Consider the following 10,458-nt stretch of genomic DNA (forward strand, 5'->3'; position numbering starts at 1 on the left):
GCGGCCGATGACGGGGTGCTGTCGCTTGACTTCCTCGCGGGGTTCACGATCTTCATGCTCGCCCTGATCATGGTGGTGAGCATGGTGCCGGGGCTCCTCGCGGGCCTCCAGAGCAGCGGCATCGATTATGACGCAGTCGCCTACCGGACGGGGGTGATCCTGGTGGAGGACCCGGGGTGGCCGGTCTATCCCTCGTGGGAGCTGTACGGCAAAGCCCAGAAAGACGAGATTCAGCGAATGGGGCTTGCGGTCTCGAAGGATACGCCGAATGTTCTTCTCTCGACGAAGGTTGAGAGGTTTTTTGAGAATACGTCCAAAGAAGACCAAGACCCATTTTTCACGCCTGAAGATTACCGCAGCAAGGTGATCTTCGGCGACATCCCCTACTCCTATAACTTTTCGCTCAATATTTCGCATTCTGACGGCACTTACGGGCTCAAGCAGGCCGGCGACCCCCTCCCCCCCGGCTACGGTTACATCCGCCGGGTGGTGAAGATCAAGGAGCCGAGCGTGGCGGAGATCGATGGCAGTTCCAGGCCGGAGTACATCATATCGAACCCATCGGCCCCCGAATGGCAGACCTCTACCGCAAGGAACTTTACCGTCCGGCTCAACTTCAGCCAGCTGCTGGACCCGTCCGTCAGCCCGGCCTACCGGATCGATCCGAGAACCGAGCCGGTGAATGTCACGATCACCAATTTTGAGGCGTACCTTAACATAACCGAACCATCCATGGACGCGACGCTCCACAACGTCACTTTCCTGAAGATGGACCCGACAAGGCCAAACCCGCGGTTCACCCGCATCCCTTTCTCGTACGATACGATCGACCCAAACCTCTACACCTTGCACGTCAACGGCACTTCGGATCTGCACTCGCTCCAACCGGACGTGCCGGTCAAATCCAGCATCTCGCTGGTCCTGAAACCGGCAGCCACCTCGCTCTTCACCCTTGATCAGAACAGCATCCTGGATATTCGGTTTAACTTCGACCATGACCCTCCACAAACCAACATCACCGGCACCCACCTGTATGACTACAATCCGGTAAACATCACCCACCCGCCCCTGAAGACCGCTGTCCTGGAGGTCGCCATATGGTGAACGATGCGGGGCAGCTCTACACGATGGAGGGTGTCGCGGCCGGGATCATCATGCTGCTCACCGCATACATTGTCGTCAGCACGACGAGCGTCTACACTACAGGGGATACGCACATCCCGGATATGCAGCTTGAGCAGCTCGGGAGCGACGTGCTCGCGATGATGGATACGCCGGATACTAATGGCATGAAGAGCGCTCTGGAGATTTTTGTCAACACGGGCAATAGCACTGATTTCAACAACACGTTCCTGAGCTGTTGCAACGCAACGACGAGTGGTAAACCCGATAACCTGCACATGAGTGCAAACGTCACCTACCGGGATGCGAATACAAATGTGATTACAGAACATCTGTTTGTTGCACCCGACAACACCTGGACTGGGAGAGAGTCCGCCGTGCGGGTGACGCGGTGGGTGCAGCTGCCGTCGGGAAGCCCCAATTATGGATCAAGGGCCCAAGTCGTCCTCGTGGAGGTGCTCTTATGGCGTGCATGAACGAAGAAGGCCAGTGGATCGTGCTGATGGGGCTCCTGGTCGCCGTGGCGCTGTTCTTCCTCGCGCTGATCATCAACCAGTCGGCGCTCGTCGGGCAGACGACCGCGGAAGGGGTGCTCGAGTTCCCGAAGAACGATATCAGGGACCTGCGATCGGCAATATTCGACTATGTCGACACAGAGCTCCCCGATGGCGTAAAGGAGGATATTATCGCGATATCCCTCGAACGGAAGAACGCCGTGGTTAATTTCACGGTCAATCAAAAGATGGACGTTTCCGGCCGCTGGCTCCACCCGGTGACCATCCACTACAACAACGGGGTGACGGTGTACAATGAGACCGTGTATTACTGAACCGATGAACGAGGAGGGCGTCACCCGGCTTATGGAGTACATCATCATCACCGGCGTGCTCCTCCTGCTGATGATCGTCATGATGTTCTCCGTCAACGCCTCGATCATGGAGGGGCCGGCAAACAAGCTCCGCTACCACGCCTTCGTGGATATCGGCAACGGCATCAGCACCCGGATCGTGGACCTCTACGTGATCGCGCCCGGCAACGGGACCATCGAGACGAAGTTCGACATCCCCGACGACGTCGCCGGGAGGGGCTACTTCGTGGACGTAGACGTGGAGAAGAAAGGCGCGAGCCAGACAATCCAGGTGCAGAGCGGCAGCATCAAGAGCACGATCGCCATCGCCGGCATCGGGGCGACAAGGGGTGTCGTTGGCAACACCACCGGCGCGGGATGGAACATGATCCAGTATGACTCAAAGGGGTTTTCAGGAGGATGACGGTCATGAAGATGAATGAAAAGGCAGTCTCCGAGGCGATCGGGTTCATCCTGATCCTCGGGATCGTCATCAGCGGCATCGGCCTCGTTACGCTCTACGGCTACCCGGTGCTCATGAAAGAGCAGAGCAACACCGACGTGAAGAACATGGAGCGGGCGATGATCGTCATCCAGAACGACATGAAGAGCCTCTGCTTCAAGAACGTGCCCTACAAGGAGTCAACACTGCAGGTCAGCGGGGGGACGCTGGAGGTGATCGGTTCTACAGTAGGGGCCAAGCCAGAGTTTGAGATATCCGGTGCCGGTTTTAATACCATAACGTTCCACCCTGGCGCCCTGATCTACCGGTCCGACCGCGGCACCGAGGTGATCACCCTTGAGAACGGCGCGGTGATGACGCGCCAGGAGGATGCAACGGGTTCGGCGATGCTCGCCGAGCCCCGGTGGTTCTATGACGGGCCCACAGAGACGTTCGTAATCTACCTCATGAACATCACCGCCGAACGGATGGCGAAGTCGGGGATGGCGACGGTGAGGATGAGCCTGGCGAACGCGACTGTACACAAACCTACCGACAACGCCGGCGATGTCACAGTGACATACACCAAAGATGAGGATGACGACAACGACCATTCCGTGGCGTGGGAGAACTACCTGACCGGTTCGCTAAAGATGAGCGGTTCGAGCGGCGCCTATACCCTGTCAGGGGTGAAGAAACTCGTCATAAAAGAGTACGAGATCAAGATCCTCGGCATCTAACCCCATTTAAACCCGCCGCCCGCGCGGGAGAAGGCAGCCCCCTCCTCTCCCGCCAACAGCCGTGCAGGGAAAACTCTTGTTCAGAAAAAGAATTTCAGAGATACCGGTTCTTCCGGAGCCACTCCACCTGGGGTCTCGTGTAGCGGTAGATGATATCGCACTTCTCGTCCTGGAAACTCCAGGGGACGACGACCAGGACATCTCCTTCCCGTATCCAGACCTTCTTCTTGATCTTGCCCTTGATCCGCCCGGTGCGCGTCACCCCGTCGAAACAGCGGATCCTGATATGGTTTGCCCCGAGCATCAATTCAGCGCTACCGAACATCTCCCGGTTCCTCTTGTTCGGCAGGCGCACGCGGATAATCTCCTCTCCCGCTTCCCCCCCTTTGGATTCGGGTTTGCGCTTTGTAGGATCTGTCAGTTCATCAACCCCATGCTCCAGAGTATTTGGTCCTTTGTGTGTCCAATTTATACAACTGCTAGTTAATCAAATATTCTCCCGGGAGGGCGCGGAGGCGACCGCAACGGCCGGCAGTCCCGCCCCGGTTGGCTGTGACGTTCCGAGGACGGAGTCCGGGGGCAGCCACTCTGATCCCGGAGACCACCACCGCGACGATTATGTATAATGCCCGGGATCATCATCTCAGCACATCCATGGCATGCCCGGACCCGTCGCGCGGGATCTACCTTACCTACTTCATCCAGGGGCTTATTCTCCTCGCCGCAGTCTCCACCATCACGGCAGGCGAGTACTTCCTCGGGCTCTCGGCGGGTTTCGCCTTCCTCCTCACGATGGCGCCGTCCCTCATGACGAGAAACATGCGCCTCTGCCTGCCCTGGGAGGTCAACCTCCTCATCGCCGTCTCCCTCTACCTCCACGTCATGGGCCACGTCGGTGGCTACTACGTCACCCTCGCGCCCTATTACGACAAACTGGCCCATCTCGTCTCATCGGCCACCGTCGCGCTCCTCGCCTTCTCTCTCGCGGCCCTCGCCGGGCACCGCGGAGACGTCCGCCTGACGAGGCCGGCGTTCGTCGTCTTCATCCTGGTCTCCACGCTGGCGGCGGGGGCGGTATGGGAGATCTACGAGTTTGCGGTCGACCAGGTCTTTGGCACGAACCTCCAGCTCGGGAACACCGACACCATGTGGGACCTCATCATGGATCTTGTCGGGGCGGTGATCGTGGCGGGGTTCGCCGCTATCGCCCTCGGGAGGGCGGAGGAGCATCGATTTGTCCGGCTCTTCGCCGATCCGTCCTCCGGCCCGGAACCGGCCGAGATCATGGGCGACCCGGTCGATCTGACTCGCGGTCGCTGATCTGGCCGGCACCGGCCAGTCGGATCGTATTTATATTCATAGGAGAGAATAAAATACAGTGACCCTGAAGACCCTAAACGCAAGACATCTGGCGTTATTCATGCTCATCCTGCTTCCCTCCATGACCGGCTACATGGCCTGGGAAGCACGGGCTGTCGACGTGACCGTCCTTACTATCGACGGGGCACCCCGGGGCGTCGTCTATATCACCGACCCCCATGTCAGGGCGTCCAACACCGACCATGTCCAGGAGGTGATCCGCGAGGTCAACCGCTTAAACCCCTCGCTCGTCCTGATCGGCGGCGACTTTGTCACCGGTGAGGAGTCGGAGTTCACCTCTCAGGCGGTATGGCGGTCACTCGACGCACCGGCCTACGCCGTCCTCGGGAACCACGACTACAGGGTGGGGACCGACAGCCGGACGGGCCTCGCGAGGTTGCTTGCCGTCCGGACTTCGGCCGACGTCACCGCCGCCGGGTACGACGTCTCCGCCCTTGACGACGGTTCTGCCGACACCGCATTTGCCGACGAGCTCGCCACGACGCTGGAAGAGAACGGGGTGCATGTCCTCAGGAACGACTACGCCCGGGTCTTTGCCGGGGGCGAAGAGATCGTCATCGTCGGCGTCGACGACGGGTGGGCCGGTATGGCGGACCCGCCCAACGTGCCGGCGACCGACACGTTCACCGTCTACCTTATTCACGAACCCTCCTGCAGGGCCGACTGGGACGCCGACCTCATCCTCGCCGGCCACACCCACGGCGGCCAGTTCCTCTTCCCGGTTGTTGCCCAGTTGAACGACCTCGGCGTCATCGAGCTTGCGGGCATGTTCGATACGAACGGGACGCCGACCTACATATCCCGCGGGGTCTGCAGCGCGAGCGTCGCCGGGGTGGACCTCCGGTTCAACTGCCGGCCCGAGATCGTCCTGATCAACCCGACCGAAGAACAGCTCCAGGTCATCGGTGATTCTGCCTGAGGGCTGCTTACGGTTCGAGGATGGCACGCGCCCGCCCGGCGATCAGCAGCACCTCCCGGAGGGGGATGCCTGCGTCATGGGCGATGGCCGTGGCGTCGCCGTAGGCGACCTGCTTTGCCGTGAGGAACCCGGCAGCCGCGAGCCTTGCAGAGACCGACGGGCTCACCCCCGCAACAATAGTGACCGGGTAGGACTGCGTCGTCTCGATCATTGTCCGGAGGTTCTGTTCCACCGGGTAGTCCCACCCGATATGCCCGATCCCGCGGCAGGTCGCGTAGCGCTTAGCGTGCGCGGAGAGTTTGGTATTGCAGACGATCAGGGCACCGTCGATAGAGATGGCGCACCGCCCGGCCCGGAACCCCTCTTGGAGGTCCTCGACGATCGCCCGGGCGATCCGCCCTTCGTCGAGGCCGGTCATCCGGTGGTGGTTCGCATGGTGCTTCACCTCGACAAAGATAGTGGCGTCGTCTTTCTGGGCGACGGCGTCCACCTCGTGCTCCCCGCACCGCCCGGCAAGGATGCACCCGGTCTCCACCCGGTAGCCGTGCTCCCGGAGGAGAACCCGCACGAACTCCTCGAACTCCGGTTTCGGGCGGATGAGGGCGAGCGCTCTCCGGAGGTTGGTCCGGTGCGCGACGGCGGGGCGGACGGCCCGGGCCCGGGCGCGGATCATCCGGAGGACCGCCGTGGTTTTCACCCCGGACGGCACCGACACCTCGATCTCGTCGGCGATCCGGTCGGCATCCTCCGCACCGAGGCCCATGTTCCGGAGCGTCCGCCGCACCTTCTCCCGGTCAAACGGCTGCAGGCTGCCGTCGGCCTTCGTGACGTACTTCATCGGCGATCCGTCTTGCGCCGGAGACGAAAAGCGTTCGCTACCACGCTTCCCGGCGGTGCCGCTCACTCTGTGATCGAGACGGCCCGGGATCGGGCGATCAACGATGGATCCGGACCGCGGGTTGTGGTACTGCATCATTATCTGCTTCTGTGTTCAATAGAGGCTGGGAACAGATGGAATCGTTACAACGCCCGACTATCCTGATCCTCGGCGCAGGGGCGGTCGGCCTCTCGCTCGCCGGGCAACTTTGTGGGGTGGCGACGGTCTATGCAGCCTGCCGGCCGGTGCACGCCGGCGCGGTCCGGGAGCGGGGCCTCATAATGGAGGGGATCTGGGGAAACGGCACCGTTGACGGGATCGCCCCTGTTACGGGGCCGGAGGAGGTCCCACCCGCGGTGGATCTCGTCATCATCACCGCGAAGGGTACCGACACCCGGGCAATCTGCGAGGAGTACGCCGGGGTGATCCGGGGCCGGCCGGCAGCAAGCCTCCAGAACGGCATAGGAAACGAAGAGGTCATCGCCCGCTACACCGATACCGTCATCGGCGGGACCGTGACGACGAACTTCTCGGTCGTGGGCCCGGGACATGTCCGGGTCTCAAGCGAGAGCGCTCCGATGCGCTTCGGGATCTGGTCCGGCGACGGCGGCGGCGCCCTCGACTGTCTGATCGGCATCGTCCGGTCCGCCGGCATCCCGGTCGAGGCGGACGCCGATATCCGCTCCGGAAAGTGGACCAAAGCGCTCCTCAACATAGCGGTGAACCCGATCTGCGCCCTTCTGCGGGCTCCGGTCGGGGTCGCCGCCGATGGGGATATCCGGGAGACCGTCGTCGGGCTCATCCGCGAGACCTTCGCCGTCGCCGGTGCCGAAGGGGTGCAGCTCCCCTGGGCAACCGCCGATGACTACCTCACCCACCTCTTCGGGGTGCAGGTGCCCGACTTCGCCGCGGTCTACCCCTCCATGTACTACGACCTCCGGCGGGGTCACCGGACAGAGATCGACCTCCTCAACGGACATATCGCAAGCCTTGGGGAGCGCCACGGCATCGAGACGCCGCACAACCGGTGCATCGCCGGCCTCGTCCGCTACGCGGAGGCGCACCCCGGAACTCCGTGAAGGGTCACTCCCCGCCTATCTTCGCGGCAAGCCGCCGGGCCGCCTCTTTTGCCTTCGTCTCGGTCCTCCAGAGCCCTGTCCTGCCGACGGGGGTTCCTTGCCGGTCGTAGAGTTGTACATAGTATCCGCCGTCCTGGCGGGCGAACCGGACCTCGCCGACGATGTTGGGGCCGTACTCCTGCATACCTGATCGTATCGGCGTGAAGGATATGAACGTTCCGCGTTCCCGCGGGTGCAGGGAGCACCCCCGGGTCCGGGTCCTGCTGTCTCTATATACGATGAGCATAGTACCCCCCACCCGGAGCGATAGCGATGATCCTCATCGTGTACTACTCGTGGCAGGGACATACGGAGAAGGTGGCGATGGCGCTCGCGGAGCGGGTCGGCGGCAGGCTTGAGAAGATCGAAGCAGTCTCTGAGGTGGGGATGCTCAGGAAGGGCATGATGGCGGCGTTTGGCATGCGGGCAGCGATCCGCCCGGCGCAGACGGATCTTACCGGCGTCGACTTCCTGGTCGTCGCAACCCCGGTCTGGTCGCAGAAGGTCCCGCCCTACATCAACGAGTACCTCTCCCAGGTCTCCGGAGCTTCGGGAAAACTCTTCTCGGTCCTCGTGGAGATGGGGGGTTCGGGGGCGGAGAAAGCGGTTGCGATCGTGAGGAAGAGCCTCGAAGCAAAAGGGATGCGGTTCGTCTCGTCGGCGACGACGCTCGAGAGCGAGGTCGATGCCGGGCAGTTCGGCCCGGCGATCGAGGAGGTTGCCCGGGCGATCGTGGCGGTTGCTGCTCCGGCCGCGTAGGTGGTGCTCCGGCAGAACCGCTCCGTCCCCTCACAGCGTCAGCGGTATACCGAGGAGGTGGAGCACCACCGTGACCAGCACGCCGAAGATCCCGCCAATCGCGCATATCAGGACGGTGATCAGGTTGATCGGGATGTCGGGCCGCCCGATGAGACTCATCAGGTTGAGGAGGTTAATGAGCCAGAGCAGGATCACGCCCACGACGGCGTTGATGATGAGGCCTGTTACACTCTTGACGACCTTGTAGAGGACAAACGCGATGACAACCACCAGGATCAGAGCGAGGAGCCCTGTGAGTAAGCTCATACCGCTCGTTTGATGCACCAGGTATTGAACCTTCCCAGGCGGGGTTCAACAGCCGTTAGAGGTATCCCGGCACCTCGAAGACCGGCTGGAAGCAGACCCCGTCCCCGGTCTTCACGCACCGGATTCCGGGACTCCCTTCGTAGGCGCCCATCGTCCGGCCGTCGTCGAGTTCAATCCAGTCATGGACGGCAACACCCCTTCCGAAGACTTCCACATGGAGAGCGTCGGTCCGGAACGTCCCGGCATCCCGGACCATGAGGCCGTGGACCAGCCGGGCCGGGACACCGTTCCGCCGGAGGGCCTCCGCCCTGAGGAGCGCGAGGTCGGTGCAGTCGCCCCCCCGTAGGCAAGGGTCGCGTTGAGGCCCACCGGGAAGAGGCGGGAGGAACCGTCGACGCAGGTAAAATTTCTATTTGAAATCAGGTATCCCGGGTTTCCGATATAACTATAACGCACGCAGATGAGCCCCGAGGGGATACGGCGCACCCCGGGGATATACCGCCCGTGATCGAAGGGAGGGGTTGGGGGGTCCCGGGGCCTTGAGCCGGCGGGAAAAGAGGTTCGGTTTCCGGGTAACGGCGGGGTCACCGGGAGGTATGGAGCCCGGCGATATGCCGTGCAGCGAGGGCCGCGGTGGAGAACGCGGCCTGCAGGTTGTAGCCCCCGGTGTCGCCGTCGATATCAAGCACCTCGCCGATGCAGTAGAAGTTCGGAACGATCCTTGATGCCATCGTCTTTCGGTTGATCCCCTCGAGGGCGACCCCGCCCCGCGTCGCCATCGCCTCGGCAAATCCCCCGAGCCCGGCCACGGTGAACGGGAACTCCGCGAGGGATGCGACGAGCGCGTTCCGGGCCTTCTTCGGGAGCCGGGCACAGGTTTCTCCCGGCGGGACCCCGGCAAGGTCGAGCAGCCGCCGGACGAACCGTTCCGGGAGGGTGAGATCGCAGAGGACGGTCTTTGCCTGCCGCGCTCCGCCCGCCATGACCGCATCGGTGACCAATTCCCGCACCGCCTCCACGTTCGCCCCGGGGAGAAACGTGACCCGGAGCACATCGCCCGGGAGGATGTAGCGGGAGGCGTCGAGTATGCCCGGGCCCGAGAGCCCGGTATGCGTCAGCAGGAGGTCGCCGGTATGCCGGCCGACCCGCTTCCCGTCCCGGTAGACAGCGAGGGTGATCTCCTCGAAGGATATACCGGCGAGGTCGGCGAACGGGTAGTCCTCGACGTAGACCGGGGCAAGCGCCGGGGCAACCTCCGTGACCGGCTGCCCAAGCGCCCGGGCGAAGGCGTAGCCGTCCCCGGTCGAGCCGGTGGCGGGGTAAGAGGCCCCCCCGGTGGCGAGGACGAGGACGCCGGCCCGGATGGTCGTCTTCTCCGTCCGGACGAGGAATCCGTCTCCGTCCCGCCCTACGGCCACGACGGCCTCGTTGCACCGGATAGCCACCCCGCGGGCGGAGCACTCCGCGAGGAGGACGGCGAGGACGTCGGCGGACCGCCGGGTCTCCGGGAAGACCTTTCCCCCGGGCTCGGCCTGCATCAAAAGACCCCTGTCAGCGAAGAAGGCGATAAGATCCCGGTTCGTGAAGTTCAGGAGCGCGGGGCGGAGAAACGACCCGTGGTCGCCGTAGCGGGAGAGGAAACCGGTGATCTCTCCATCGTGGGTTATGTTGCACTGCCCCGACCCCGCAATCAGGAGTTTTCGCGCTGGTGCAGGTTTCTTCTCGAAGAGGACCACACTCCTTCCCTCCCCTGCCGCCTGCAGGGCGCAGAAGAGCCCGGCGGGACCTCCCCCAATGATCACGATGGCGTCGTTCACGGCAATAACCCTATACCGTACTTCCCGGGGGAACATCAGCATTGGGGTGCGGCGGGCCGATACGCATGTGAACTACCCCCCGCTTGCGCCGGGGGCTTCCTGCTTCATCCCCCTCCCCACCGGGAGCGAGT

General features: G+C 62.8%; 15 protein-coding genes. 9 read left to right on the plus strand and 6 right to left on the minus strand.

What is annotated here, in order from left to right; translation table 11 throughout:
* The first annotated feature begins 15 nt into the window (after positions 1-15).
* From BP846_RS00155 to BP846_RS00175, 5 genes are read left to right on the plus strand one after another with little or no spacing between them, the layout of a single operon-like run.
* Positions 16-1,104, plus strand: coding sequence for a hypothetical protein (locus tag BP846_RS00155; protein ID WP_292392019.1), 1,089 nt, complete (start codon positions 16-18; stop codon positions 1,102-1,104).
* Positions 1,098-1,598 (plus strand): DUF7288 family protein, encoded by a 501-nt coding sequence (locus tag BP846_RS00160; protein WP_292392020.1) that lies wholly within the window; start codon positions 1,098-1,100, stop codon positions 1,596-1,598. Before BP846_RS00155 ends, BP846_RS00160 begins: the two co-directional genes overlap by 7 nt.
* On the plus strand, positions 1,595-1,951 hold the full coding sequence (locus tag BP846_RS00165; RefSeq protein ID WP_292392021.1) for a hypothetical protein: 357 nt from the start codon (positions 1,595-1,597) through the stop codon (positions 1,949-1,951). The genes BP846_RS00160 and BP846_RS00165 overlap by 4 nt, the downstream gene beginning before the upstream one ends.
* Positions 1,932-2,393 (plus strand): hypothetical protein, encoded by a 462-nt coding sequence (locus BP846_RS00170; RefSeq protein WP_292392022.1) that lies wholly within the window; start codon positions 1,932-1,934, stop codon positions 2,391-2,393. The genes BP846_RS00165 and BP846_RS00170 overlap by 20 nt, the downstream gene beginning before the upstream one ends.
* 5 nt (positions 2,394-2,398) lie before the next feature.
* Positions 2,399-3,151 carry a DUF7289 family protein gene (locus tag BP846_RS00175; protein WP_292392023.1) on the plus strand — a complete coding sequence of 251 codons (753 nt, stop codon included), beginning with the start codon at positions 2,399-2,401 and terminating at the stop codon, positions 3,149-3,151.
* Between the two features lie 94 nt (positions 3,152-3,245).
* Here BP846_RS00175 and eif1A read toward each other — a convergent pair whose 3' ends face one another.
* The gene (gene eif1A / locus BP846_RS00180; RefSeq protein ID WP_292392034.1) at positions 3,246-3,572 is read right to left on the minus strand and encodes a translation initiation factor eIF-1A; all 327 of its coding nucleotides are present in this window, start codon (positions 3,570-3,572) and stop codon (positions 3,246-3,248) included.
* 233 nt (positions 3,573-3,805) lie between these two features.
* On the opposite strand from eif1A, the gene BP846_RS00185 reads away from it, so the two are divergent.
* Both BP846_RS00185 and BP846_RS00190 read left to right on the plus strand, forming a co-directional pair.
* On the plus strand, positions 3,806-4,471 hold the full coding sequence (locus BP846_RS00185) for a DUF2238 domain-containing protein (protein WP_292392024.1): 666 nt from the start codon (positions 3,806-3,808) through the stop codon (positions 4,469-4,471).
* A gap of 58 nt (positions 4,472-4,529) precedes the next feature.
* A complete protein-coding gene (locus BP846_RS00190) occupies positions 4,530-5,450 on the plus strand; it encodes a metallophosphoesterase (RefSeq protein WP_292392025.1) in 921 nt (306 codons plus the stop codon).
* A gap of 7 nt (positions 5,451-5,457) precedes the next feature.
* Here BP846_RS00190 and BP846_RS00195 read toward each other — a convergent pair whose 3' ends face one another.
* The gene (locus tag BP846_RS00195; protein ID WP_292392026.1) at positions 5,458-6,426 is read right to left on the minus strand and encodes a restriction endonuclease; all 969 of its coding nucleotides are present in this window, start codon (positions 6,424-6,426) and stop codon (positions 5,458-5,460) included.
* 35 nt (positions 6,427-6,461) lie between these two features.
* Here BP846_RS00195 and BP846_RS00200 point away from each other — a divergent pair, with 35 nt between their 5' ends.
* Positions 6,462-7,406, plus strand: a complete 945-nt coding sequence (locus BP846_RS00200; RefSeq protein WP_292392027.1) for a ketopantoate reductase family protein — start codon at positions 6,462-6,464, stop codon at positions 7,404-7,406.
* Between the two features lie 4 nt (positions 7,407-7,410).
* Here the strand turns inward: BP846_RS00200 and BP846_RS00205 are convergent, their stop codons facing one another.
* Positions 7,411-7,590 carry a hypothetical protein gene (locus BP846_RS00205; protein ID WP_292392028.1) on the minus strand — a complete coding sequence of 60 codons (180 nt, stop codon included), beginning with the start codon at positions 7,588-7,590 and terminating at the stop codon, positions 7,411-7,413.
* A 128-nt stretch (positions 7,591-7,718) separates the two neighbouring features.
* On the opposite strand from BP846_RS00205, the gene BP846_RS00210 reads away from it, so the two are divergent.
* A complete protein-coding gene (locus BP846_RS00210; RefSeq protein ID WP_292392029.1) occupies positions 7,719-8,204 on the plus strand; it encodes a flavodoxin family protein in 486 nt (161 codons plus the stop codon).
* A gap of 30 nt (positions 8,205-8,234) precedes the next feature.
* Here BP846_RS00210 and BP846_RS00215 read toward each other — a convergent pair whose 3' ends face one another.
* From BP846_RS00215 to BP846_RS00225, 3 genes are all read right to left on the minus strand, one after another.
* The gene (locus BP846_RS00215) at positions 8,235-8,510 is read right to left on the minus strand and encodes a pro-sigmaK processing inhibitor BofA family protein (RefSeq protein WP_292392030.1); all 276 of its coding nucleotides are present in this window, start codon (positions 8,508-8,510) and stop codon (positions 8,235-8,237) included.
* Positions 8,511-8,565: 55 nt separating this feature from the next.
* Positions 8,566-8,910 (minus strand): transglutaminase-like domain-containing protein, encoded by a 345-nt coding sequence (locus BP846_RS00220; RefSeq protein WP_292392035.1) that lies wholly within the window; start codon positions 8,908-8,910, stop codon positions 8,566-8,568.
* A 184-nt stretch (positions 8,911-9,094) separates the two neighbouring features.
* Complete coding sequence (locus BP846_RS00225) at positions 9,095-10,327, minus strand: NAD(P)/FAD-dependent oxidoreductase (RefSeq protein ID WP_292392031.1); 1,233 nt, start codon at positions 10,325-10,327, stop codon at positions 9,095-9,097.
* Positions 10,328-10,458 lie beyond the last annotated feature (131 nt).

Origin of the sequence: Methanoculleus sp. UBA303 (genome assembly GCA_002501655.1) — an archaeon.
GTDB lineage: Archaea > Halobacteriota > Methanomicrobia > Methanomicrobiales > Methanoculleaceae > Methanoculleus.

Bases quoted from the DNA above. Each gene is read 5' to 3' on its own strand.
- BP846_RS00160 (WP_292392020.1), top strand. From the start codon at position 1,098: ATGGTGAACGATGCGGGGCAGCTCTACACGATGGAGGGTGTCGCGGCC.
- BP846_RS00165 (WP_292392021.1), top strand. From the start codon at position 1,595: ATGAACGAAGAAGGCCAGTGGATCGTGCTGATGGGGCTCCTGGTCGCC.
- BP846_RS00170 (WP_292392022.1), top strand. From the start codon at position 1,932: ATGAGACCGTGTATTACTGAACCGATGAACGAGGAGGGCGTCACCCGG.
- BP846_RS00175 (WP_292392023.1), top strand. From the start codon at position 2,399: ATGAAGATGAATGAAAAGGCAGTCTCCGAGGCGATCGGGTTCATCCTG.
- BP846_RS00185 (WP_292392024.1), top strand. From the start codon at position 3,806: ATGGCATGCCCGGACCCGTCGCGCGGGATCTACCTTACCTACTTCATC.
- BP846_RS00195 (WP_292392026.1), bottom strand. From the start codon at position 6,426: ATGATGCAGTACCACAACCCGCGGTCCGGATCCATCGTTGATCGCCCG.
- BP846_RS00200 (WP_292392027.1), top strand. From the start codon at position 6,462: ATGGAATCGTTACAACGCCCGACTATCCTGATCCTCGGCGCAGGGGCG.
- BP846_RS00205 (WP_292392028.1), bottom strand. From the start codon at position 7,590: ATGCAGGAGTACGGCCCCAACATCGTCGGCGAGGTCCGGTTCGCCCGC.
- BP846_RS00210 (WP_292392029.1), top strand. From the start codon at position 7,719: ATGATCCTCATCGTGTACTACTCGTGGCAGGGACATACGGAGAAGGTG.
- BP846_RS00215 (WP_292392030.1), bottom strand. From the start codon at position 8,510: ATGAGCTTACTCACAGGGCTCCTCGCTCTGATCCTGGTGGTTGTCATC.